Here is a 24,065-nt window from a genome sequence, read left to right on the forward strand (position 1 = left end):
GCCCTTTGGTTACTTTGGGCTGGGCCGGCATTCCGGCTCTTTTCCAAAGTGACCCGCCGTAAGGGCGGAACCCTAAGCCGCCGTTACCCAAATACCGGATATACACCCCCGTCCAAGCGTCAAACATTACAGCGCCATAGCAGGCAAACCAGCTCCCACAGTGTTCAGCGATTCAGTCGCCCAGGCGACAACATCGCCTCGGTCAAACCATACCCGACAAGCGCCTCAGGCAACGGCTCACCCCGCACCAACGCCGCACTCGCCTGGCCCATCGCCGGGGATGTCTGAATCCCGTACCCACCCTGCGCCGCAATCCAGAAAAACCCCTCCACCCGCGGATCAAACCCGCACACCAAATCCCCATCGCTGACAAAACTGCGCAACCCCGCCCAGGTACGTGTGGGGCGGCGGATGGTCAGGGTGGTGGCTTCTTCGATGTGGTAGATACCCATGGCGATATCCAGCTCTTCAGGCTGTACGTCGTGGGGCTCGACCGGGTCGGCGTTGGCCGGTGAGCCGAGGAACATGCCCGCGTCCGGTTTCATGTAGAACGAACCGTCCAGGGCTGCCAGCTCGGGCCAGGCGTGAATATCCACGCCCGCTGGCGGCGCGAAGGTGAAGGCACTGCGGCGCTTGGGTTGCAGGCCGATCCTGGGCACGCCTGCCAGCTCGGCAAGGGTGTCGGCCCAGGCCCCGGCAGCGTTGATCACCACGGGCGTGCTGAAGTCCTGGTGCGCCGTGCGCACTTGCCACACGCCTTGAGCGTCGCGGTTCAGATGCTGCACTTCGCTGTCGGTGTGGATCTCGCCACCATTGCGCCGAATCCCGCGCAGGAAGCCCTGATACAGCGCGTCGGTGTCGATGTCGCATACCGTCGGGTCGCAGAAGGCGCCGTGGACTTTCTCTGGGCGCAGGATCGGCATCATGTTCATCGCGTCCTCCACTTCCAGCAGCCGGGTTTGCGGCACCAGCGCCTTGGCTTTCAGGAATTGGCGTTGCAGCTCCACCGGATCGCCGATCAGGTCCACCACGATTTCACCACGGGGTGTCAGCAAGGGATGCTCGGTAAAACCGGCAGGCGGGTGGTCGAAGAAGGCACGGCTGCCCAGGGTCAGGGCGCGTACTTGCGGGGTGCCGTAAGCGGCGATGTACAGCGCGGCGGAGCGCCCGGTGGAGTGGTAGCCCGGCATCGACTCGCGCTCCAGCACGATGACGCGCGCATGCTGCGACAGCCAGTAGCCGGCGGATGCCCCGGCAATGCCGCCGCCGATGATGAGGTAGTCGGCGTGGTTCATGATTCCTCCGCAAGTTTGAAAGCGCTGAAACCAATGTGGGAGCTGGCTTGCCTGCGATGCAAGCACTTCGGTGTGTCAGTCACACCGCAGTGATGCCATCGCAGGCAAGCCAGCTCCCACACAAGCCGCTCCCACCGTTTTACTGCATTTCAACCTTTACGGGCGTTTGCGCTCCACAGCCCGCAACAGGTGCGTCGGCGGCGTCTCGCAACTGATCTTGCGACCCAGCAGCGTCTCGATCGACGGCAACTGATACGAGTCGTCTTCACCGGCAAAGCTGATCGACACACCCGCAGCGCCCGCGCGGCCGGTACGGCCGATGCGGTGTACGTAGTCGTCCGGTACTTCCGGCAGGGTGAAGTTGATCACGTGGCTGATGCCGTCGATGTGAATCCCGCGCCCGGCCACGTCGGTGGCCACCAGCACGCGGATCTTGCCTTCGCGGAAACCTTCCAGGGTCTTGATGCGCTTGTGCTGCGGCACGTCGCCCGACAGCTGCGCGGCGTTGACGCCATCGCGCACCAGGCGTTCTTCGATGCGGCGCACTTCGTCCTTGCGGTTGGCAAACACCATCACGCGTTCCCAGCCGTTGTCGTTGACCAGGTTGTAGAGCAGCTTGTACTTGTCGGCACCGGCCACGGCGTAGATGTGTTGCTCGACGTTTTCGCTGGCGACGTTCAGCGCTTCGATTTCGACGATGGACGGGTCGGTTGTCCACTGCTTGGCGAGGTTCATCACGTCTTCGGTGAAGGTCGCAGAGAACAGCAGGGTCTGGCGCTCGTTTTTCGGCGGGGTCTGGCGAATGATCTGACGCACTTGCGGGATGAAACCCATGTCGAGCATGCGGTCGGCTTCGTCCAGCACCATCACTTCGACCATGTCCAGGTGCACGTCGCCACGCTGGTTGAAGTCGAGCAGGCGGCCAGGCGTGGCCACCAGAATGTCGCAATGGCGCGCTTCGAGGTGCTTGAGCTGCTTGTCGAAGTCCATGCCGCCCACGAACGTCATGACGTTGAGGCCGGTGTACTTGGTCAGGTCGGCGGCGTCCTTGGCGATCTGCACCACCAGCTCCCGGGTCGGGGCGATGATCAGTGCGCGCGGCTCACCCATGTAGCGTTCTTTCGGCGGCGGGGTCTGCAACAGCTGGGTGATGATCGAGATCAGGAACGCGGCAGTCTTGCCGGTGCCGGTCTGGGCGCGGCCGATGGCGTCTTTGCCCGCCAGGGTGAAACCCAGCACCTGCGCCTGGATCGGCGTGCAATACGGGAAGCCCAGGTCCTGGATGGCGTGCATCAGTTCCGGAGCCAGTTTGAAATCGTGGAAGCGGGTTTTGCCTTCCTGAGGCTCGACGGCGAAGTCTTCGAGTTTCCACGGGATAACCGGCGGTTTCGGCGCACGTTCACGGCGAGCTGCTTTCGGCGCAGGAGCAGGAGCAGGCGCTGGTGCGGCCTCGGCAGGAGTGGCCTGTTCAGGTGGTGTCACCGGCGGCTTTTTCTCAGAAGCGACAGGTGCGGTCCGGTCAGGCTGTTTGCCGTCATTGCGGCTGCTGGCAGTAGGGACAGGAGCACTGGGAACAGGCGCGAGCGGCTCAGCCTCGCTTTTGCCGAACATCTTCTTAAGTGCTTTGAGCACGGTGATCTCATTAATTGGTTAAGGAATGTACGCCGGCCAGTGTAATGCAAGAATCGGGCGCGGCGTAGTGCGTCTGTCATGTGGCTACATAATGGGTGGTTTTCAGCCCAGGCGAGCGGTCAACCACGCACCGATATCGCGGATCTCCTCGGGTAACACTTCGTGACCCATTGGGTATTCCTGCCATGTCACGGTGACACCACGGGTCTTCAAATGCTCATAGGCGCTACGGCCCATCGCGTTCTGTACCACGTCATCGTACTGGCCGTGCAGGCATAACGTCGGAATGCGCTGTTGGCTGGCGGACAATTCCAGCTCATCACCAAAGGTCGGCGCGTAGGTGGAGAGGGCGATCACGCCGCCCAAGGGGCCCTGCCATTTAAGGAAGGCGGTGTGGAACACCACGGCGCCACCTTGGGAAAAACCGGCGAGGAAAACCCGCGAGGCGTCTATTCCGGTTCTCTTCTGGTCTTCGATCAGGTCCGTCACGGTTTTGGACGAGGTTTCCAGTTCTTCCAGGCTGATGGAGCGGGCCGGGCTCATGGCCTTGATGTCGTACCAGCTGGGCATCTCATAACCACCGTTGATCGTCACCGGACGGGTCGGCGCCTGGGGCAAAACGAAGCGGGTGGTGAGTAAAGTTTCCTGCAGCGCCTCGGCCACCGGCAAAAAGTCGTAGCGATCGGCACCCAGGCCATGCAACCAGATAACGCAGGCATCTGCGGGCTTGGCGGGCTGAAGAATCAAGGGTTCGGTCATGTCTGCTCCATATATGTGCGCGCGCTCCGATTGGGTGCATCGGAACGGTGCGCAATGCATTGATCTGTTAAGAGAATGTCGCAACGCTGAATCTTTTTCTATTGACCAAGGGTTGGAACGACTCAGCCAGCACTCTGGTACGGGCCTTGCTATGTGTTGGTCGATGTCAGGACTATCTCAGGACGGTAACACTATCAGTGACTGCCGCTTGTGGGATAGCAACTGGAATTACTGCGACGACTTCATGCCGCTTGACCTAAAAAAAGCCAACACAGGTCGATATCGCCTCATAAGGGTGCGCTGAAGTTCGAGCTTCGACACAACAAGAGCAAAACTGGAGGTTTGAATGAAGGTATTGAAATCCACCCTGGCCATCGTGTGTGCGGCGGCTGTACTGGGTGTGAGTGGTTTCGCCCAAGCGGGTGCCACTCTGGATGCCGTGCAGAAGAAAGGCTTCGTGCAATGTGGCGTGAGTGACGGCCTGCCGGGTTTCTCGGTACCCGATGCCAGCGGCAAGATCCTCGGGATCGACGCTGACGTGTGCCGCGCTGTAGCCGCTGCCGTTTTCGGCGACGCGACCAAGGTCAAATTCAGCCAGTTGAATGCCAAGGAGCGTTTCACCGCGCTTCAGTCCGGCGAAGTCGACATTCTGTCGCGTAACACCACCATGACCAGCTCTCGCGATGCCGGCATGGGCCTGAAATTCCCGGGCTTCATCACCTACTACGACGGTGTTGGCTTCCTGGTAAACAACAAGCTGGGCGTGAAAAGTGCCAAGGAACTGGACGGTGCAACCATCTGCATCCAGGCCGGTACTACCACCGAGCTGAACGTTTCCGATTACTTCCGCGCCAACAACCTCAAGTACACGCCGATCACCTTCGACACCTCGGACGAAAGCGCCAAGTCGCTGGAATCCGGTCGTTGCGACGTGCTGACCTCCGACAAGTCCCAACTGTTTGCACAGCGCAGCAAGCTGGCCTCGCCGAAGGACTACTCGGTTCTGCCGGAAACCATTTCCAAAGAACCGCTGGGTCCAGTCGTGCGTAATGGCGATGACGAGTGGCTGGCTATCGTGCGCTGGGTTGGCTACGCCATGCTCAACGCTGAAGAAGCCGGTATCACCTCGAAAAACGTCGAAGCTGAAGCCAAGTCCACCAAGAACCCGGACGTTGCGCGTCTGCTCGGTGCTGACGGCGAATACGGCAAAGACCTGAAAGTGAAGAAAGATTGGGTTGTTCAGATCGTCAAGCAGGTCGGTAACTACGGCGAAGTGTTCGAGAAAAACCTCGGCAAAGGCACTCCGCTGGAAATCGACCGTGGCCTGAACGCACTGTGGACCAACGGCGGCATTCAATACGCTCCCCCAGTACGCTGATCGTTGATGGTTCTGTCACCCGGTGGGCCAACCGCCGGGTGATGTTCTGTTCCATTTTTTCCGGGGCACTTCATGCAAACTCAAATCGGCGCACCAAAGCAGAAGCTCAGCTTCAGCGATCCCAAAGTGCGTGCGTGGCTCTTCCAGATCATCACGATAGTGGCGGTGGTCTCGCTGGGCTGGTACCTCTTCAACAATACCCAGACCAACCTGCAACACCGGGGCATTACCTCGGGTTTCGACTTTCTTGAGCGCAGTGCCGGCTTCGGCATCGCGCAACACCTGATCGATTACACCGAATCGGACAGCTATGCCCGGGTCTTTGTGATCGGCCTGCTCAACACCTTGCTGGTGACGGTGATCGGCGTGGTCCTGGCGACCCTGCTCGGTTTCATCATCGGCGTGGCACGCTTGTCGCCGAACTGGATGATCAACAAGCTGGCGACCGTGTATGTGGAAGTGTTCCGCAACATTCCACCGCTGCTGCAGATCCTGTTCTGGTACTTCGCGGTGTTCCTGACCATGCCGGGACCGCGCGCCAGCCACAATTTTGGCGACACCTTCTTTGTCAGCAGCCGTGGCCTGAACATGCCGGCAGCGCTTGCCGCCGACGGCTTCTGGCCATTTGTGGTCAGCGTCGTTGTGGCAATCGTGGCAATCGTGCTGATGGCGCGTTGGGCCAACAAACGTTTCGAAGCCACTGGCGTACCGTTTCACAAGTTCTGGGCGGGCCTGGCGCTGCTCATCGTGATCCCGGCACTCTGCGCGCTGATCTTCGGTGCACCGCTGCACTGGGAAATGCCAAAGCTGCAAGGTTTCAACTTCGTCGGCGGCTGGGTACTCATTCCTGAACTGCTGGCACTGACCCTGGCGCTTACCGTGTACACGGCAGCTTTCATTGCCGAGATCGTGCGTTCGGGCATCAAGTCCGTCAGCCACGGCCAGACCGAAGCCGCGCGCTCCCTGGGCCTGCGCCCAGGTCCCACGTTGCGCAAGGTCATCATCCCGCAAGCCCTGCGGGTGATCATTCCGCCGCTGACCAGCCAATACCTGAACCTGGCGAAGAACTCGTCGCTGGCCGCCGGTATCGGCTACCCGGAAATGGTTTCGCTGTTTGCCGGCACGGTGCTCAACCAGACCGGCCAGGCCATCGAAGTCATTGCCATCACCATGAGCGTGTACCTGGCGATCAGCATCAGCATTTCCCTGCTGATGAACTGGTACAACAAGCGCATTGCGCTGATCGAGCGGTGAGGAAACACGCATGAGTACGCATACTTTCAAACCTGATATGCCGCCGCCGGGCAAAGTGTTCGGGCCGATGGCCTGGATGCGCGCCAACCTGTTCTCCAGTTGGCTCAACACCCTGCTGACCTTGCTGGCGTTTTACCTGATCTACCTGATCGTGCCGCCGATTCTGCATTGGGCGATTCTGGACGCCAACTGGGTTGGCACCACGCGCGCCGATTGCACCAAGGAGGGCGCCTGCTGGGTGTTTATCCAACAGCGCTTCGGGCAGTTCATGTACGGCTACTACCCCGGCGACCTGCGCTGGCGCGTAGACCTGACCGTGTGGCTGGCCATCGTTGGCGTGGCGCCGTTGTTCGTCTCGCGGTTTCCACGCAAGGCGGTCTACGGCCTGAGCTTCCTGGTGCTGTACCCGATCATTGCCTACTGCCTGCTGCATGGCGGCGTCTTCGGCCTGACCAACGTGGCGACCAGCCAATGGGGCGGCCTGATGCTGACCCTGGTGATCGCCACCGTCGGTATCGCCGGCGCCTTGCCGTTGGGTATTGTGCTGGCATTGGGCCGACGTTCGAACATGCCGGCGATTCGTGTGGTCTGCGTGACCTTCATCGAATTCTGGCGCGGCGTGCCGTTGATCACTGTGCTGTTCATGTCTTCGGTGATGCTGCCGTTGTTCCTGCCGGAAGGCATGGGCATCGACAAACTGCTGCGGGCCTTGATCGGCGTGATCCTGTTCCAGTCGGCCTACGTGGCTGAAGTGGTGCGCGGCGGCTTGCAGGCGATTCCCAAAGGTCAGTACGAAGCGGCTGCCGCGATGGGTCTGGGTTACTGGCGCAGCATGGGCCTGGTGATTCTGCCGCAAGCCCTGAAGCTGGTCATTCCCGGCATCGTGAACACCTTTATTGCGCTGTTCAAAGACACGAGTCTGGTGATCATCATCGGCCTGTTCGATCTGCTCAACAGCGTCAAGCAAGCTGCCGCCGACCCGAAATGGCTGGGCATGGCCACTGAAGGCTACGTGTTCGCCGCCCTGGTGTTCTGGATTTTCTGTTTTGGTATGTCGCGCTATTCCATTCATTTGGAACACAAGCTCGACACAGGCCACAAGCGTTAGGAGTTGTTGTTATGAGCGAAGCGATCAAACAGCCTGTGAGCCCTGAAGGCATTATCCAGATGCAGGGCGTCAACAAGTGGTACGGCCAGTTCCACGTGTTGAAAGACATCAACCTCAACGTCAAGCAGGGCGAGCGCATCGTGCTGTGCGGCCCGTCGGGTTCGGGCAAGTCCACCACCATCCGCTGCCTCAACCGTCTGGAAGAGCACCAGCAAGGCCGCATCGTGGTCGATGGTGTTGAACTGACCAATGACCTCAAGCAGATCGAAGCGATCCGCCGTGAAGTCGGCATGGTGTTCCAGCACTTCAACCTGTTCCCGCACCTGACCATCCTGCAGAACTGCACGCTGGCGCCGATGTGGGTGCGCAAGATGCCCAAGCGCAAGGCTGAAGAAATCGCCATGCATTACCTTGAGCGCGTGCGCATTCCGGAGCAGGCTCACAAGTTTCCGGGGCAACTGTCCGGCGGCCAGCAACAGCGTGTGGCCATCGCGCGTGCGCTGTGCATGAAGCCGAAAATCATGCTGTTCGATGAGCCGACGTCGGCACTCGATCCGGAAATGGTGAAGGAAGTACTCGACACCATGATCGGCCTCGCCGAAGACGGCATGACCATGTTGTGCGTGACCCACGAAATGGGCTTTGCCCGCACCGTGGCCAACCGCGTGATCTTCATGGACAAGGGTGAAATCGTTGAGCAGGCAGCACCGAATGACTTCTTCGACAACCCGCAGAATGACCGGACCAAGTTGTTCTTGAGCCAGATTTTGCATTGATCGATGGATGAATGAATAAACCCGGCCCGGTGCCGGGTTTATTTTTGCCTGCTGGTTTTTTCAGGAGGCTTGTGCTGCGAGCGGTTGCGCGTCTTTCGCGATGAGCAGACGGTTCAGGTCATCACCGACAGCAAGGGCTTCTACCTCAGCCAGCAGGTGCGGATGTTTATCCAGCAGGCGCATCAATGTAAGCAACGGCTCCGGTGGAAAAATCTCGGCCCGTTCGTAGCGCGAGAATGCATTGTGCCCGCGGACGGTGAAGAGCCTCACTGCGTCTTTTTGTGTGAGGTGCAGTTTGCGGCGGATTCGCTTCATTTCGGCGGCGATGATTTTACGCGCGTCGATCAACAGCAGATCGGAAGCTTCTCCATAACGATCAGCGCTGTCGTCGTCGTGATCGAATTCAACTTCATGACAGACCTCGCATTCCCAACCTGCAATGTCCGGAATATCCCGAATCATTCCCCGGGTGTTGATCGTGAAAGTGCGACCTTCGAAATGTTGCATAGCGTCATGGCTACCGCAGCTCATGCATTGCTGGGTTCTCATAGGGTGTTCTCCTTGAAGGAGATTACGGGAGGACCACCGCCAGGGCGGTAAGTGACCTTGATGTAAATCTCCGTGCCGTAAATTTTGATCAGGTAAACGTCCTGCCATACCCGATGGTCTGCATAGGTCGTCATTGATTTGTGCAACATTGGTTTTTCAAGGGCGCAGACCACTTGTTGCATTTGGCTAGTGCACAACTTGAGTCGTCGAGCGCCTTCCCAGGCGCTGGCTGTGAACGCCCTTCTACCTGATCTCATGACTTCAGCTTTAACCAGCGCCAAGTCGTAGTGAGGTGTGTACTTTTCCATAAGACACCTGAGTCCAATAATTACCCTATAAGGGTAATTTTACCAATCGAAAATTCGGTTCATTTCCTTGCTTCAAAACCCTAGTGCGTTGCCTTTGTAGGCAACTCCGAATAGGCTGTAGGAAAATTCATCCTATGATTGGACGAAAGCGCAAAACCCATGACAGACATCGCCCCCTTGATCAAACGCTCCCTAGTCGATCAGGCCCTGGAGCAACTGCGCCTGCGTATCAGCCAGGGTGTGTGGGCCATTGGCGAACGCCTGCCCACCGAGCCCGAGCTGTCTGCCGAATTGGGCATCAGCCGCAACACCGTGCGCGAAGCCATGCGCGTGTTGGCGTTTTCCGGGCTGATCGAAATCCGCCAGGGTGATGGCAGCTACCTGCGTTCGATGACTGACCCGCTGGGCACGATGCGCGCCTTGTCCCATTGCACCCTCGAGCAGGCGCAGGAAACGCGGCAGATTCTGGAAGTGGAGGCGATCAGCCTCGCGGCGTTGCGCCGCACCGAGGAAGACCTCAAAGGCTTGCGCGAAGCGCTTGAAGCCAGCGGCGCGCTGTATCACGGAGACCTCGAGGCCTATATCAGCGCCGATCTGGTCTTCCACAAACGCCTGGTGGACGCGGCGCACAACCCGGCCCTTAGCGAGCTGTACCAGTACTTTTCCGCCATCGTCGGAGCCCAGTTGCGTCAGACCTTGAACATCACTCCGCGCCGCCAGGCAGTGTTCGACCTGCATATCGCCTTGCTCGAAGCCGTCGAAAAACAAGACCCGGAACGCGCCAAATCCCTCTGCCGGCAGTTGATCAATGAACCCTGAAACCAAACTCGAAGAGCTGTTGATCGACGCCGAAGCCGACGACGACACCGTGCAACACAGTCACCCTGTGGTCAGCCGCCCGTGGCTGTTGCTGCTGGGCCTGATCCTGGTCGCGCTGAACTTGCGCCCGGCGCTATCGAGCATGTCGCCGTTGCTCAGTGAGGTATCCAACAGCTTGGGATTATCGGCCGCCAAGGCCGGCTTGCTGACCACCTTGCCGGTGCTGTGCCTGGGCCTGTTCGCGCCGCTTGCCCCCATCCTGGCTCGGCGTTTCGGCGCCGAACGCGTGGTACTGGGGATTTTGCTGACATTGGCTGGCGGCATCATTTTGCGCAGTTCATTTGGCGAGGCCGGGCTATTTGCCGGCAGCCTGATCGCGGGTGCCAGCATCGGCGTTATCGGCGTGCTGTTGCCCGGTATCGTCAAGCGCGACTTCGCCAAACAGGCCGGCACCATGACCGGCGTGTACACCATGGCGCTGTGCCTGGGTGCGGCGCTGGCAGCGGGCGCCACGGTGCCGTTGAGTCACTATTTCGACGACAGCTGGAACATGGGCCTGGGTTTCTGGATTCTGCCCGCGCTGGTCGCAGCGTTGTTCTGGTTACCCCAAGTCGGACCGAAACACGGCGCCCATCAAGTCGCCTATCGAGTGAAGGGCCTGCTGAGCGACCCGCTGGCGTGGCAAGTCACCTTGTACATGGGGCTGCAGTCGTCCCTGGCCTACATCGTGTTCGGCTGGGTGCCGTCGATCCTGATCAGCCGTGGCTTGAGTGCCACCGAAGCGGGGTTGGCACTGTCCGGTTCGATCATCGTGCAATTGCTCAGCGCACTCACGGCGCCCTGGTTGGCCACGCGTGGCAAGGATCAACGCCTGGGCATTGTGGTGGTCATGGTGCTGACCCTCGGTGGGCTGTTCGGTTGCCTGTATGCGCCGATTGAAGGGTTGTGGGGCTGGGCGATTTTGCTCGGCCTGGGCCAAGGCGGTACGTTCAGCCTGGCGCTGACGTTGATCGTGCTGCGCTCGCGTGATTCCCATGTGGCCGCCAACCTGTCCGGCATGGCTCAGGGCATTGGCTATACGCTGGCATCCCTGGGGCCGTTGGCCGTGGGCGTGCTGCATGACTGGACCGGTGGCTGGGGCGCCACCGGTTGGGTATTTGGCGTGATCGGCGTGGGCGCGATCCTTGCCGGCCTGGGGGCCGGGCGCGCGTTGTACGTGGGTGTCAGCAGCGAGAGGCTTTGAACCTGCGCTGCTGCACGCCGTGGGTTTACAGGTAGTGGAGGGTGAACGTCACGGAGCCGTCGATAGGCTGCTCCTCGATTAACGTCAGGTTTTTGGACGGTGCGATGTTTACCTGGATGCTCAGCTCCGTCGTAAGGCGTTGTATCGGTATGGGGAGATAGTTGCCTGATCCGGCGAAAGCGGTGAGACCATCGTCCATGTAGGACAACTCGAAATCCCAGGTCTCACCGCCATCTCTTGAGCCAATGGTTGTAGCTCTCACCCCGTCTGCCTGGTTATACATCGACGCTACCTCGAGGTAGCCTAACTTTTCGCTGCCGTTGATAAGGCCGAGGCCGAAGTTGTAATAGTCGAGACTGGACTCTGTTCCTTCACGGTTGTCTTTGGCCGCCAGGGCAAACAGCGTCGCGGCCTCGCAATCCACTGTCATCTGCAGCTTTTGCGAGGGCAGGCGGGTGTGCGAATCGACCTTCAAGTCTTTAGCGGAAACCTTGCCATAATCGGCCACGCCGCCGTTGGCCAGGGAGGGTGTACAGGCACTTGGCGTAATCGTACCTTTGACAGCCAGGTCGATACTGGACGCAGCCACGGCGTTGCCGGCGCCCGCCAGTAACAGGGCGAACGAGAGGTTGCGAGGGATACTCATGGTGGTGCTCCTGACTAGGGAAAGTGGGACGCAGGGTTAGAGGTAATTGACGGTTAATGTCACGGAACCATCGATGCTTTCCTCTTTGTTCAACGTCAGGTTTTGCGACGCTGCGATGACGGCCTGAATCTGCAGGTCAGTCGTGAGTTGTTGTATCGCGATGGGAACGCGCTTGCCGTTTTCGGCGAATGCAGTGAGGCCGTCATCCATGAGATGCGGCTCACTCGCCCAGGTTTGCCCGCCATCGCGTGAGCCAATAACGAAGACGGGTACACCGTCCGCCATGCGGTTAGACAATGCTGCAGTGAGGTAGCCGAGTTTTTCACTGCCATTAATCATGCCGATACCGAAGTTGTAGTAGTCGAGCTCGGACTCCGACCCTTCACGGTTATCGGTGGGCGCGATGGCGAACAGCGTCGCGGCATCGCAGGTCACGGTCATCTGCATACTCTGGTGGGGCAGGTAAGTGGGCCAGTCAGGGCGCAGATCCTTGGCGGAGACTTTGCCGAAATCGGCCACGCCGCCGTCTGCCAGACTGGGTGTGCAGGCGCTGGGGGTGATGGTGCCGGTGACGGCCAGGTCGACGCTGGAAGCGGCCATAGCGTTGCCGCTGCTCGCCAGCAATGCGGCGACCAGAAGGTTGCGGGTGATGCTCATCGGTGTGGCTCCTGATCAGGTTGCAGGCTTATTGTTTTTAGAGATAGAGGACCGTGACCGTGACAGAACCGTCGATGGATACCTCTTCAGTCAAGGTCAGGGTTCTGGTGGGAGCGATCAACGTAAAGACCGCCATCTCGGTGGTCATCACCTTCACCGGAATCGGCGCGATACCCGTGTTGTTGGTTACGGCTACGGTACCTCCGTCCCACAGGCCGCCTCCTGGCCATGGGTTCCAGGTTACCCCGCCGTCATAAGAATTGATGAATCTGGCAGGCACATCGTCGGCCACCGCTGTATCAAATCCTGCGTAGAAGGAACCGAGTTTTTCATCGCCATTGATGATGCCCAGACCGAAGTTGCCCTCGTGCCCAGTGGGTACCGAGCCTGCTCGGTTATCGCTGCCTTGCAGTGCAAAAAGCGTGGCCGCATCACACGTGACTCTGAGTTCCAGGTACTCAGTGTCCAGTCGTGTGACTCTGTCGACATTAAGCGCCTTGGCGGAAAGTTTGCCGTAGTCAATCACGCCGCCGTTGGGGATGCTCGGTGTACAGGCGCTTGGTGTAATCGTGCCCTTTACGCTCAAGTCGACACTGGACGCAGCGAAGGCATGACCCGTACCCGCCAGTAACAAACCGGCGATCAGGGGGTGGAGGGACTTCTTCATGGTGTTGCTCCTAACTAGGGAAAGTGAGGTGTTTCAGGGTTTACAGGTACACAACTTCCAACGTCGCAGAGCCATCCATCGGCGTTTCCACGCTGAGGTCGAGGTTCTGCCGCGCGTTGATCGTGGCTTCCAGCTTCAGGGTGCTGGTGAGGGTCTGGATCGCCGACGGGCCGGAGGTGCTGCCCACCACATCGGTAAAGCCAAGCAGGCTGCGTGAGCCGACATCGATGGGGTTGAGGTTGGCGGTGCGCCAGGCCAGGCCGCCGGTGGTGGACTCGGTGCCGTACACCACGGCGAGGTCGTCGACCACGGTTTGCTTGGGGTCGAACGTCAGCGAGTACACGCCGATCTTGTTGCCGCTGCTGTCGAGTCCGAGCCCGTAGAAAATCTCGCTGTTGACGTGCGCCGTGCCGTCGCGGTTATCGCGCATGCGCAGGGCAAAGCGCCCGGCGGCGTTGCAGTTGACGGTCAGCGTCAGGTACTTGTGCGGCAGTCGGGTGCCGTTGGTGAGGTTGAGGTCGTTGCGCGAGATTTTGCCGAAATCGACCATTCCGCCACCAGACAACAGCGGCGTGCAGGCCATCGGCGTGATCAGACCTTTGACGGTCAGTTCGACGGTGGAAGCGGCCTGGGCGAATGAGCCGGCTGCAAGAAGCGAAAAAACGGCAAGAGGAATTAGAAGGTTTTTCATGAACATGCTCCTAGAGGTAGTTGATTTCGAGCGTGGCTGCGCCGTCGAGACGCACTTCGCTGCCCAGGTCCAGTGAACCCAACGGTGCAAGCACCGCCTCCAGGCTCGCCGTGGCGCTGAGTTGCTGGATGGGGTCGGGGCCGCTGGTACTGCCGGCGTTGGCGTTAAACCCCAAGTGGCGGTTGGCGCCGATGGCCAACGGGCTGGCACTGGAACTGCTCCACGGCGCTTTGCCGGTAGGGGAGTCGGTGCGGTAGAGCTGGGCAAAGCTGTCGGCGGTGGCGCGCAGCGGGTCAAATATCAGCGCGTAGCGGCCGATTTTTTGCCCCTTGGCGTCGAGCCCCAGGCCGTAGGTGGTTTCGTCACCAGGCCCGGTGGCCGAGCCCAGGCGGTTGTCCTGCAGGCGCAGGGCGAAGGCCGTGGGCGCATCGCACGCCACACTGAGCACTAACGGTCGTACGGGCAGGACGGTATCTTCGTCCATGTGCAAATCCATCACCGACAACTTGCCGAAATCCACCGTGCCGCCGTTGGACAGGCTCGGCGTGCAGGCCGCCGGGGCAAAGCGCGCTTGCAGGCGCAGCTCCCGCGAGCGCCCGGTGCTGATCGCGTCAAAAACACCGCTGGTTTCCCAGGTGACGGCATCGTTGACCCGCGAAGCGGCTTCACTGGCCCAGGCACTCGCCTCAAGCTGCAGCGACAAGCTGCGCCCACTGACCGGCACCCCGGCGCGCATCGGCACGATCCCGTGCTCCGGGCGCCAGCGCAGGGTGGCACCGGTGCTGACGGCAGGCTGGCCGCTGCCCGCAAGCAGCCCCAGTTCTACTGCCTGACCGTCGAGCAGCGCATCGCTCACCCGCAAGCTGTAACTGCCGCGCGGGGTAAACTGAAAACGCTCGGCACCGGCTGCAATACCGCGATAGAACAGGCTCATGTCAGTGGGGTTCGGGCAGTTCAGGGTCAGGCTCAAGCGGCGGTCGCCCAGTAGGCGTTCGGCTGATGGAACCAACGCAACTGCGCGGTTCATCAGGCCGAAATCCAGCACGGTTTCGCTCAGACTCAGCTGGCACTCATCGCCCCAGGCGTTGGCGCCCAACAGCAGGCCCAGCGACAGCAAGACGGGTTTGTGGCCCATGGTAGAAGTCCTCATGGTTGGCACCGCGCCGGTGCGGTTTCGTAATACACCTCGGAGTCGCCTTTCTCAGGCAGGTCGAAGCTCAGGCGGCAGCGGGGTTGGCCAGGGGCGCTGATCCACAGCGGGCGACGTTCGAGTACATCGGGCAGGAACACTTGACTGCCTTCCTGCACCAGCGTCACGAACTCGCCGTCGGCGGTACTCACGGTGGCGCCACGGGGCAGTGGTTGGCCATCCGCCGTGGTGACGTTGAGCAGTGCACGACGCGTCAGGGCCACGCCAAATTCGACTTTGTCTACCGCCCCGCGCCCGACGGAAAGCACGGCCAGGCCGTTGCTGATATCGGCGTTGCGCGGCAACGAACGGGTTTGCACTTCCACCGGGCTGCGGCCATAGGCGCTGAGTTGCGGCACCACGGCCTGGCCTTGCCAGTCGGTCCACACCGGACCGCTGGGGGTACTGACTTTGATCCCCGCCATGTCGCCCACCGACATCACCGCAAAGGTTTCGCGCACCGGGTAGGGCGAGAAGGTCAGGCCATCGCCGTGCAGCACTACGCCACCGCGCGCGCCGCCTTGATAGCTGGAACGCTCTGCGTCGCTGCGGGTGTAGTTGAAGTCCAGCTGGCTGTAATACGGCAGGGCCGAGACGCCCACGGACGACTCCACTTCGCGGTCACGGCTGTCGCGTTCCACGCCGACGCGGTAGCTCAACTGGTCATTGAGTTGCTCGCTGATGCCTGCGCCGATGCGGTGTTCGCCGCCGGCATTACGTGCCCATGCGCGGCCACGGCGGTTTTCACCGAGAGGTACGCTGATGTTCAGGTAGACACTGTCATCGCTTTGCTGGCGGCCGCCGACTTGCCACTCGGCACTGGCCGACACCGACACTCGGCCAAAGCTGGTGCCCCACGACGCCAGTGCGCGGCTGCTGCTGTCGCCGGTAAACGTCGATGAGCGCGAGATGCCCGCGCTGAACGCCCCCAGCATCGGATGCGACCACGACGCTGTGGCGCTCTGTTGGTCGCGGTAGCGCGAGCGTTGTTGTTCGCGGGTGTCAGTGGTGTAAGTGGAATCCTCCAGGTCGCGATAACCCAGGCTGCGCCAGGAGCCAGCGGTGGTGATCGCCCAGTGCTCAGTCAGGCGTTGGGACCACGACAGGTCGGTCTGCACGCCGCGCTCATTGCCTTGGCGACTGGCCTGGGCGAGCTGCGTAGAAATTTGAAATTGGCTGTCCTGCCACGGCAACCACCCAAGATTCAGCCCGGCAGCGCGGTAATCTTCTGCCGCCAATACACCGGTGCCCACGCTGACCTGAGGATGCAACGCACCGCTCCAGCCGCCACTGACCACCCAAGGCTCGGCGCCTTCGCCGTCACCGATTTTACGGATGCGGCCGGCGGCCACCGAGTAACCCGGCGACGGCAGGCCCAGGCCAAGCATGGCGGCGGGCACGGTGAAACGTCGCTCCTCACCGCTGGTTTCCTTGACCGTGACTTCCACGTCGGAGCGGCTGTTGAGGCGCCGCACATCGGTCAGCGAAAACGGCCCGGCAGGCACAACGGTGGAATGAATCAGCGTGCCGTTCTGGCGGATTTCCACCTGCGCCGGGCTGTTGGCGATGCCGGTGATGGTCGCGCCCTGGTTCTGGTCCTGCAGTGCGGTTTCGGTCAGCACCTGGGCACCGGTGATCTGTGCACCCGCCAGCACCGGGTTATACAGGTTGATCTGCCCCGCCTGGAACACCGTCTGTTGTTCGGCAAAAGTGCGCTGGGCGTAGGCGTCCAGGTGGGTGGTACGGGAGACTTTGTCTTGCCAGGTGCGCACCTGACGGCTGCGCACGATCCAGTCGCCGGCGTTGAAGCCGACTTCGGTGTTGGCCGAGGCAAAGCGGCTGTTGTCGTCGCCGTATTCGTTATGCAGCCCGGTGACGTCGTAGTTCAGCAAGCCGGCAAAACCGCCGGTCTGGTAGCCGGAAACGTCTCTCACGGCTGGGCGCAAGGCTTCGGTCGGCACGATCAGGGACAGGCTGAGGCTGGCTGGGTCTTGCTCGATCACGGTTTGCGGGTATGTGCCGAGGAAGTCATGACATTCGGCATTGTCAGCGGGTATATGCAAGATGCCCGCGTCCAGCAGCGCCTGGTTGAAACACAACGCGCCCTGGTGGTTGAACACTACGTCGACCCGGCCGCGCCGCTGGCCGTTGACGTTCAGGTTGAGGGCATGGCGCCCGGCGGCGAAGCGCGGTGCCTCCAACAGCAGATTGGCCAACTGAGGATCGATACCGCGCTGGGACAAGGTTTGCGGGTCAAACGATCCGGTGGACTCGTCGGCTTGGGTTTTGCCCGCCGGCAGGGTGGCCCCGAGGGTCAGCGCGAGGCTCGCCAGCAGGCTGCGGCGCACCCGGCGAGGCGAAACGCCAGGCATGGCTTCGCCGTCGCGGTCAGTCATTACTGTGCTCACAAGTCGTACTCAAATAATGGAAGCGTTCCCGTTCCATTCCCTGGCGCGGGCAGGCTTCTGGTGGCCTTCACTGTGAGGCCACTTCGTTATCAGGGCGCCGGGGAACCAGTCCCCCCGGCGCTGCGATCAGAGGGTGATCGGTGCTTGGTACGGTTCCACGGCAAAGCCATAAACGGTGGCCGGTTGTAGCTGCACGGTGCGGGCCGCGGCTTGGCTGGCCGTAACACTCAAGGTTTCACCCGGCAGTACGTAAGTGCGTGGTAACAATGCTGAACCGTCGCCCGGCAGCAGCTTCAATTCCTGCGCCATGCGCACCACGTAGGGCGTCGGGTTATGCACGCTCAATTGACTGTTTTGCAGGCTCCAGGTAAGCCCGGTCCACGGTGTGCGGTTGGGGGCCAGGCCCTTGGGATGCAAGATCACCGGCAGGTTCTGGCGCACGGTCACGCCGACCCGTGCGTGACCCGCTTGGCCGGCGGCTTTGCCCTGAGGCATGCCTTCGAAAATCACCCGCATCAAGTGCTGGGTCTGCAAGGGTTCAGGGGTTTGCAGGATGAAGCGGATCAGTTGGCTCTTGGAGGGTTCAACGCGCGACAGGGGCGGCGTAACGAACAGTCGAGAGGCTGTGTCTTCGGGGATGTTTTCCAGGGTCACGTGCAGCAAGGCGAGCTTGGCGTCAGTGTTGGTCACCGACACCGAGGCCTCACCGTCCGCCTCGTTGACGATCACCACCGAAGTGTCTGGCACCATGCCGTCGGCGAGTACCAGGGGCGGGCCCCACAGCGTCAGGGCCAGTGCGCCAATGTAGAGGCAGGCATAGCGCACGAAGTGGATGGCCCGTGTAAAGAGCGCAAAACAAGGGGAAACATGGCTACAAGTACCTCAGGTCTAGCACGATGGAGCCGTCCAGCGGCACCTCTTGGTCGAGGGTCAGGTAGGCGGCAGCGTTGATGGATGTTTTGATTTCCAGGCTGGCGGTCAGTAGGCGATGACGTTCCGGCACCAGCGTGCCGGGGTGTGCGAAACCCATGTAGTTGTCCGGGTAGGCATTGGATTCCGGGAACCAGGTTTCGCCCTGGTTGCTGGACGCCAGTACCAGCGCGCGCTGGTCGTCAGCCATCACCTCGCGAATCGCCAGGGACACCGAGCCCAGGCGCTCATCCGGCGCATGGATGTTGTTGCCCAGGCCGTAATAGAAACCCGGGCCCACCGAGGAGGCGGCACGGTTGTCCACGCCGACCAGCACAAACAGCACCGGCTCGTTGCAGCTCACATGCAGGTCCAGTGTCTTGCCGGGCAGTTGCGTGAACTCGTATTGATTGAGGGAACGGGCCGGCACCCGCCCATGATCGACGATGCCACTGGGTGACAACGTCGGCGTGCAGGCACTGGGAATGATGCTGCCACTCAGTGTCACCTCCACCGACGAGGCGCACAGCGCAGGTGTGGCGGTCAGGCACAGAAAAAGCGGCATCATGCGGCGTGAGAGCGTGTTCATGGTCGGGAGTTGAAACCGTGGTTAAGGGGACATCCGGTTGAGCGGGCGCTACGCACTGCGCTGCGCCCGCATGCCATTACAGGTATTTGACGGTCAGGGTCGCGGAGCCATCGATGGGCACTTCTTCGGTCAGGGTCAAGCCGCTGGTCGGGGCGATGCTGGGTGCGATGATCAGGTTGGCGACGAGTGACTGCACCGGTACCGGTGCAATGGTGGTGCTGTTGGCGACGGAGGTGATGCCGTTGTTGATCAGGAACATCAGGCGGGTCCAGGTCAGGCCGCCGTCGCGCGAGTCAATCGGGCCGAGTTCGGTGCCATCGGCCACTGGGGCATCGAGGATCATCGCGAAGTAACCGAGCTTCTCGTTGCCGTTGACCAGGCCCAGGCCGAAGGATGCGTCGTCGATGGTTGAAGCCGAACCTGCGCGGTTATCCTTGGGCTCGATTGCCATCAGCGTTGCGCCATCGCAGGTGACGGTTAGCTCCAGTAATTGATCATCCAAAGTCGTGTGCTCGTCAGCTTTCAGGTCCTTGGCTGATATTTTGCCGATCTCGACATTTCCGCCCTTGGACAGGGTAGGTTCACACGCACTCGGCGTAATCAACCCTTTGACGGTCAAGTCAACGCTGGACGCCGCCATGGCATTACCGGCACCGGTGATCAGCAGCGTGGCAAACAGGGAGTTCAGGGTCTTGTTCATGGTGTTGCTCCTAATAGGGTTAAGTAGAAAAAAACGGCTGCTTACAGGTACTTCAGTTGCAGCGTGGCCTGGCCGTCGATCGGCACTTCATCGAGCAAGGTCAGGTCGGTGGATTTGACGATGATGGTGAACGCGCGCAACCGCGCGCTCAGCGCTTTCAGCGCGATGGGTGTATTGGGCCCGCCGACGGCGGCAAACGACGTCAGCGCCTCGTGCCCCAGGTAAGGCGAGAGGTTCCAGTTGGCGCCGCCATTGCGCGAGATGATCACGTTGACCGGGTTTTCATCCGCCACCGGGTCAAACAGCGAGAACGCCACGCTGCCCAGTTTCTGGTCTTCAACGGTGGTGCCCAGGCCGTGATGCGCCGGGTTGATGGCAGAGGTGCCGGCGCGGTTGTCCACCGTGGTCAGGGTGAAATACGTCTCGCCCTCGCACACGACCTCAAGGCGCATTTCAGCGGCGTCGAGCAACGTGGGTTTGGTGGGTTGCAGGTCCCTGGCAGTCATCTTGCCGTGGTCAATCACGCCGCCATTGGAAAGGGTCGGCGTGCAGGAACTGGGGGTAATGCTCCCGGAGACACTGAGGTCGGCGCTGCTGGCGGCGAAAGCGCCCGGCGCACACGCAGCCAGCAAGAGAGCAACAGCGGTTCTGTTCATAGGCACAAGTCCTTGTGAGGAAGGGTTATAGGTAACGCAATTCGATGGTTGCTGAGCCGTCCAGGGGGACTTCGCTGGTCAGGTCAAGATTTTTTGAGGCGGCAATGAGGGCGATGATGCGCAGGTCGACCGCCAGGTTCTGCAGTGCCTTTGGCGTAGGCGAGTCGCCGAACGCGTTCAACGCATTTGTCGCCATATAGCTACCGGAGGAATTGACCAGCCACGTGTCCCCGTTGTCGTAGGAGAGCAAGGGCGACACGGGCGTATCCGCGACCGGATCGAACACACCGATCCCGTAGCTGCCCAACTTTTGATCGCCATTGATCAGGCCCAGGCCGTAATTGTGGGGCAGGGTGAAGTGGGCTGATCCCAAGCGGTTGTCTCGGCCGTACAGCGCAAACAAGGTCGGCGCTTCGCAGGTGATGTTCAACTTGAGCGTGACCGGCGGCAGCTGGGTAGAGATGTCGACCTTCAGGTCCTTGGCCGGGAGCTTGCCGAAATCGACACTTCCGTCGTCAGACAAACTGTGTACGCAGGCGCTCGGGGTAATGCTGCTCTTGACGTTCAAATCGACGCTGCTGGCAGCCAGCGCCCACGGGGAACAGATGACCAGCAAAGCGCCAGTAAGGGGGGAGATGAAAACGTTCATATCAACCGGCATTCCTATGTAAGGGCTTAAGGGACAGATTGCGCGGTGAAGTTGCCCAGGGTTTTTGGGGTTTTTGCGGGCACACGCAGCTTCAGGGAAAAGCGGGAGAGAATTTATCGCCGGGATGAAGTGCGGGAAATGCAACTATTACGAATGACAGGGTGGCAATGACATCGAGGGCTTGTTTAGTTGGAAAACCTGTTTAAACGCGGGTTGTCGTAGTTGTTGTATCGCTGTGCATCATTCGTTCGGGTATTTTTTCGCGCTCTTTGATTTTTTGAGGCCTTCATCGGGCCTCAACTAATCGCCTTGGGGCGAACGGTTCGAATGGGGTTGACGGCGTGCTGCTGGCCAGCCGGTCGGCCGGGTCGCTCTTGATGAGGGCACTATGCCGGGCAGTCATGCAGACCGCGATTTGCGCCAGGCATTACCTGGCTCTACCGCGACGAGTCATTGGTCGCGCGCACGGGTACTGGTGGTCGACGACCACCGCACCTATCGCTTGCTCTTGGACTCACTGCTGGAAAAGCTGGGCGTGGCCCACCAAAGTTGCAGCAATGGTGAACAGGCCCTGCATGCGTTGGCCGCCCAACGTTTCGATTTGGTGATCAGTGACTGCCGAATGCCGGTGATGGACGGTTATGCAATGACGCGCGAGTTACGGCGTCGCGAACACGCCGAAGGGCGGCCGCCCATTACGGTCCTGGCATTGACGGTGAGTCAGGGGCCGGAGGAAATCAATCGCTGCATGGCGTGCGGTATGGACGGTTGGTTGACTAAGCCCATCGGGCTGGCGCAGCTGCGTGAGGCGCTGTGCTACTGGCTGGCGCCGCTATCGTCTGCAGGTGCTATGGAAAAACATACGCGCCCATTGACGGTGCGCAGTCACACCTTTCCCAGCCGTACCAGCCTGATTGATGCATTTGGTGCCTGGGACGTGGTGGAACCGATGCTGTCCAGCCTGATCCAGGAAGCGCATGCAGACCTGGCGGTGTTGACCGATGCGCAAGTGTCCCAGGATGCCATCCTGGCCGCACAGTGTTTGCATCGCTTGGTGGGGAGCATCGCGTTTCTGGGTGAAACCGGCCTGGAAGGCGGCGCAATTGCGCTGATCAATGCCGTGCATGTATCCGGAGTGGCGCTGAATCAGTCGGCCCTGGATGAATTGCGACTACACGTCGAACGGTATCTTGATTACTTGGCTCATCTCTAAAGTCGGCGACGGAATTTATACTTTTCTATGTAGTACTTTTCCGTATGTATTTTCTCTTTGTTGTGTGGGCACTTGTGAAGGGCTCTTTAAACACGGGGCGGAACGCTTAATGAGTGATTTATTTCCTATTGTTGCAAAAAGACTATCGCGCTATTTTGCCAGTCTCAAATTGCCATCATGGAAAAGCCGATGATCCGCATCATTATTGCTGACGATCACCCTATTGTTCGTGTGGGCCAGAGAGTGGTGATCGAGGCCAGTGGTAAGTGCAAAGTAGTGGGCGAGGCCGATGGCCCGGATCAACTGCTTGATCTGGTGGACCGGGTGCCTTGCGATGTGATCGTTACGGACTTCGCCATGCCCGGGAATCAACAGGCCGACGGCTATGGTTTACTGGGTTTGTTGAACCGAAAGTACCCTGACTTGCCGGTAATTCTGGTGACCATGTTCGCCAATGTCGCGACCCTCAGAGCCGCCTTTGGCCACGGCGCCAAAGGCGTCATCGCCAAGAGCGCCTCCGCCAGGGAGTTGCCCAAGGCGTTGATGACGGTGACGCAGGGGCGCACTTTTGTCAGTGAGTGTTTGCGCGTGCAACTGGACCAGGCCTGCGTGGCGCAACCCACCCAGGCACCCAAGTTGTCGGGCAAGGAGCAGGAAGTGGTGCGCATGTTGGCCAGCGGTATGACCGTCAGCCAGATTGCGGCGCGCGTTAATCGCAGTATTTCAACTATCAGCAAGCAAAAGAGTACGGCAATGCACCGGTTGTGTATCTCGACCGATGTGGACTTGTTTACCTATGCGCGAGATGTCGGCATGGTGCCTTAGTTGATTTTTTTTAATGATCGGGTGTTCGTAATACGTGTATTGGGTATGTCGTAGTTGCCGGATAAATTCTTCGAGTCTCAAGTGATACTGCGCCGTGACTTAAATCTCCCATGTCATTTAAAGGTCGTAATGTTACGCCTTTTGGCCTGTGTCGCTTTGGAGGCAAACGCATGCTTGCGTACACGTGATGAATGAAAAAGTTGCGCAATTAACACATCAAGCTACAGGCCATTGGAGGTACAGGCGATCCAGGGTACGGCAAATGGGCATAGCCTTCCGCCCACGCGCAGACTATCGTGCAAGCCGGATAACAACAAAGCCCGGAGACCTGCCCATGAGTGATGCCCACGACGCCCTGATCACCCGCTTCTACCAAGCGTTCCAGCGCCTGGACGCCGAAGCCATGGCCGCCTGCTACACCGATGATGTGGTGTTCAGCGACCCGGCTTTCGGCGAACTGCGCGGGCGCGATGCCGGTGACATGTGGCGCATGCTCACCACCCGCGCCAAAGACTTTTCCCTGACCTTCGACCATGTGCGCAGTGACGAAACCACTGGCAGCGCGCACTGGGTGGCGACGTACCTGTTCAGCGCCACCGGCAATACGGTGGTCAACGATATCGGCGCGCGGTTTGTGTTTCGCGACGGCAAGATCAGTGAACACCATGACCACTTCGACCTGTGGCGCTGGTCGCGGCAGGCGCTGGGCGTCAAGGGCCTGTTGCTGGGTTGGTCGCCTGCGCTGAAAAACGCCGTGCGCGCCCAGGCGCTCAAAGGCTTGAAGGCATTTCAGGCCAGTCGTTGATAAGATTGGCGCCCCTTTGCTGTGCCGAATTCACCCGTGACCACGCCTGACCCCAAACCCTGGTTCGTCTACCTGGTGCGCGCCGCCAATGGCTCGCTGTATTGCGGCATCAGCAATGACCCGGTGCGCCGTTTTGCTTCCCATCAAAGCGGCAAGGGCGCGCGGTTTTTTCTGTCGAGCCCGGCGGTGGCGCTGGTGTACACCGAGCAATGCGCGAGCAAGGGCGATGCGCTGCGCCAGGAACGGCTGATCAAAAAATTGAAAAAGAGCGCCAAGGAGTGCCTGGCGGCCAGTGGATCATCAGGCTGACTGATGGGTTTCCATCACCCCGCTATACGGT

At 60.3% G+C, this 24,065-nt stretch carries 26 protein-coding genes; 10 read left to right on the plus strand and 16 right to left on the minus strand.

From position 1 onward, the window contains the following. Nucleotides 1-164: 164 nt before the first annotated feature. The 3 genes from BFW87_RS16640 to BFW87_RS16650 form a co-directional block, all read right to left on the minus strand. Nucleotides 165-1,295 carry an NAD(P)/FAD-dependent oxidoreductase gene (locus BFW87_RS16640; RefSeq protein ID WP_078740847.1) on the minus strand — a complete coding sequence of 377 codons (1,131 nt, stop codon included), beginning with the start codon at nt 1,293-1,295 and terminating at the stop codon, nt 165-167. Between the two features lie 156 nt (nt 1,296-1,451). Continuing rightward, on the minus strand, nt 1,452-2,933 hold the full coding sequence (gene rhlB, locus BFW87_RS16645; RefSeq protein ID WP_176159766.1) for an ATP-dependent RNA helicase RhlB: 1,482 nt from the start codon (nt 2,931-2,933) through the stop codon (nt 1,452-1,454). A 96-nt stretch (nt 2,934-3,029) separates the two neighbouring features. Next, entirely contained in the window at nt 3,030-3,686 is a 657-nt protein-coding gene (locus BFW87_RS16650) for an alpha/beta hydrolase (RefSeq protein WP_078740849.1), read from the minus strand. 346 nt (nt 3,687-4,032) lie between these two features. On the opposite strand from BFW87_RS16650, the gene BFW87_RS16655 reads away from it, so the two are divergent. From BFW87_RS16655 to BFW87_RS16670, 4 genes are all read left to right on the plus strand, one after another. Further along, nucleotides 4,033-5,064 carry an amino acid ABC transporter substrate-binding protein gene (locus BFW87_RS16655; RefSeq protein ID WP_078740850.1) on the plus strand — a complete coding sequence of 344 codons (1,032 nt, stop codon included), beginning with the start codon at nt 4,033-4,035 and terminating at the stop codon, nt 5,062-5,064. Nucleotides 5,065-5,136: 72 nt separating this feature from the next. Further along, entirely contained in the window at nt 5,137-6,318 is a 1,182-nt protein-coding gene (locus BFW87_RS16660) for an amino acid ABC transporter permease (RefSeq protein ID WP_078740851.1), read from the plus strand. A 10-nt stretch (nt 6,319-6,328) separates the two neighbouring features. After that, nucleotides 6,329-7,426, plus strand: a complete 1,098-nt coding sequence (locus tag BFW87_RS16665) for an amino acid ABC transporter permease (RefSeq protein ID WP_078740852.1) — start codon at nt 6,329-6,331, stop codon at nt 7,424-7,426. A gap of 11 nt (nt 7,427-7,437) precedes the next feature. Then, entirely contained in the window at nt 7,438-8,202 is a 765-nt protein-coding gene (locus BFW87_RS16670; RefSeq protein ID WP_003171943.1) for an amino acid ABC transporter ATP-binding protein, read from the plus strand. Between the two features lie 60 nt (nt 8,203-8,262). On the opposite strand, the gene BFW87_RS16675 is transcribed toward BFW87_RS16670, so the two are convergent. Next, on the minus strand, nt 8,263-8,751 hold the full coding sequence (locus tag BFW87_RS16675; RefSeq protein ID WP_078740853.1) for a type II toxin-antitoxin system MqsA family antitoxin: 489 nt from the start codon (nt 8,749-8,751) through the stop codon (nt 8,263-8,265). Beyond that, the gene (locus BFW87_RS16680; RefSeq protein ID WP_078740854.1) at nt 8,748-9,059 is read right to left on the minus strand and encodes a type II toxin-antitoxin system MqsR family toxin; all 312 of its coding nucleotides are present in this window, start codon (nt 9,057-9,059) and stop codon (nt 8,748-8,750) included. The genes BFW87_RS16675 and BFW87_RS16680 overlap by 4 nt, the downstream gene beginning before the upstream one ends. Nucleotides 9,060-9,218: 159 nt before the next feature. Between BFW87_RS16680 and BFW87_RS16685 the strand changes: the two genes are divergently transcribed. Together BFW87_RS16685 and BFW87_RS16690 are read left to right on the plus strand one after the other, a co-directional pair. Further along, complete coding sequence (locus tag BFW87_RS16685) at nt 9,219-9,878, plus strand: FadR/GntR family transcriptional regulator (RefSeq protein WP_078740855.1); 660 nt, start codon at nt 9,219-9,221, stop codon at nt 9,876-9,878. Then, complete coding sequence (locus BFW87_RS16690; protein WP_078740856.1) at nt 9,868-11,121, plus strand: CynX/NimT family MFS transporter; 1,254 nt, start codon at nt 9,868-9,870, stop codon at nt 11,119-11,121. Before BFW87_RS16685 ends, BFW87_RS16690 begins: the two co-directional genes overlap by 11 nt. A 25-nt stretch (nt 11,122-11,146) precedes the next feature. Here BFW87_RS16690 and BFW87_RS16695 read toward each other — a convergent pair whose 3' ends face one another. The 11 genes from BFW87_RS16695 to BFW87_RS16745 all read right to left on the minus strand — a co-directional run bounded on the left by BFW87_RS16695 (nt 11,147) and on the right by BFW87_RS16745 (nt 20,882). Continuing rightward, nucleotides 11,147-11,767 (minus strand): DUF1120 domain-containing protein, encoded by a 621-nt coding sequence (locus BFW87_RS16695; RefSeq protein WP_078740857.1) that lies wholly within the window; start codon nt 11,765-11,767, stop codon nt 11,147-11,149. A 36-nt stretch (nt 11,768-11,803) separates the two neighbouring features. Further along, nucleotides 11,804-12,424, minus strand: a complete 621-nt coding sequence (locus tag BFW87_RS16700) for a DUF1120 domain-containing protein (RefSeq protein WP_078740858.1) — start codon at nt 12,422-12,424, stop codon at nt 11,804-11,806. Between the two features lie 37 nt (nt 12,425-12,461). Next, nucleotides 12,462-13,091: a DUF1120 domain-containing protein gene (locus tag BFW87_RS16705; protein WP_078740859.1), complete on the minus strand. Its 630-nt coding sequence runs from the start codon at nt 13,089-13,091 to the stop codon at nt 12,462-12,464. A 40-nt stretch (nt 13,092-13,131) separates the two neighbouring features. Continuing rightward, nucleotides 13,132-13,782: a DUF1120 domain-containing protein gene (locus BFW87_RS16710; RefSeq protein WP_078740860.1), complete on the minus strand. Its 651-nt coding sequence runs from the start codon at nt 13,780-13,782 to the stop codon at nt 13,132-13,134. 10 nt (nt 13,783-13,792) lie between these two features. Then, the gene (locus BFW87_RS16715) at nt 13,793-14,917 is read right to left on the minus strand and encodes a DUF1120 domain-containing protein (RefSeq protein ID WP_078740861.1); all 1,125 of its coding nucleotides are present in this window, start codon (nt 14,915-14,917) and stop codon (nt 13,793-13,795) included. 11 nt (nt 14,918-14,928) lie between these two features. Further along, complete coding sequence (locus BFW87_RS16720; protein ID WP_078740862.1) at nt 14,929-17,367, minus strand: fimbria/pilus outer membrane usher protein; 2,439 nt, start codon at nt 17,365-17,367, stop codon at nt 14,929-14,931. A gap of 138 nt (nt 17,368-17,505) precedes the next feature. Then, on the minus strand, nt 17,506-18,183 hold the full coding sequence (locus BFW87_RS16725) for a fimbria/pilus chaperone family protein (protein ID WP_254865902.1): 678 nt from the start codon (nt 18,181-18,183) through the stop codon (nt 17,506-17,508). Nucleotides 18,184-18,250: 67 nt separating this feature from the next. Next, nucleotides 18,251-18,853, minus strand: a complete 603-nt coding sequence (locus tag BFW87_RS16730) for a DUF1120 domain-containing protein (RefSeq protein WP_439848389.1) — start codon at nt 18,851-18,853, stop codon at nt 18,251-18,253. Nucleotides 18,854-18,953: 100 nt separating this feature from the next. Further along, complete coding sequence (locus tag BFW87_RS16735; RefSeq protein WP_078740865.1) at nt 18,954-19,577, minus strand: DUF1120 domain-containing protein; 624 nt, start codon at nt 19,575-19,577, stop codon at nt 18,954-18,956. A 41-nt stretch (nt 19,578-19,618) separates the two neighbouring features. Beyond that, on the minus strand, nt 19,619-20,233 hold the full coding sequence (locus BFW87_RS16740) for a DUF1120 domain-containing protein (RefSeq protein WP_078740866.1): 615 nt from the start codon (nt 20,231-20,233) through the stop codon (nt 19,619-19,621). A gap of 25 nt (nt 20,234-20,258) precedes the next feature. Continuing rightward, a complete protein-coding gene (locus BFW87_RS16745; protein ID WP_176159765.1) occupies nt 20,259-20,882 on the minus strand; it encodes a DUF1120 domain-containing protein in 624 nt (207 codons plus the stop codon). 388 nt (nt 20,883-21,270) lie between these two features. On the opposite strand from BFW87_RS16745, the gene BFW87_RS16750 reads away from it, so the two are divergent. From BFW87_RS16750 to BFW87_RS16765, 4 genes are all read left to right on the plus strand, one after another. Further along, nucleotides 21,271-22,095: a response regulator gene (locus tag BFW87_RS16750; protein ID WP_078740868.1), complete on the plus strand. Its 825-nt coding sequence runs from the start codon at nt 21,271-21,273 to the stop codon at nt 22,093-22,095. 189 nt (nt 22,096-22,284) lie between these two features. Then, nucleotides 22,285-22,920: a response regulator transcription factor gene (locus tag BFW87_RS16755; protein ID WP_078740869.1), complete on the plus strand. Its 636-nt coding sequence runs from the start codon at nt 22,285-22,287 to the stop codon at nt 22,918-22,920. A 334-nt stretch (nt 22,921-23,254) separates the two neighbouring features. Continuing rightward, the gene (locus BFW87_RS16760; protein WP_078740870.1) at nt 23,255-23,725 is read left to right on the plus strand and encodes a nuclear transport factor 2 family protein; all 471 of its coding nucleotides are present in this window, start codon (nt 23,255-23,257) and stop codon (nt 23,723-23,725) included. Between the two features lie 36 nt (nt 23,726-23,761). Continuing rightward, nucleotides 23,762-24,034, plus strand: coding sequence for a GIY-YIG nuclease family protein (locus BFW87_RS16765; RefSeq protein WP_078740871.1), 273 nt, complete (start codon nt 23,762-23,764; stop codon nt 24,032-24,034). The last annotated feature ends 31 nt before the right edge of the window (nt 24,035-24,065 follow it).

It is taken from the genome of Pseudomonas fluorescens, assembly GCF_002022275.1.
GTDB classification, from domain to species: Bacteria; Pseudomonadota; Gammaproteobacteria; order Pseudomonadales; family Pseudomonadaceae; genus Aquipseudomonas; species Aquipseudomonas fluorescens_AJ.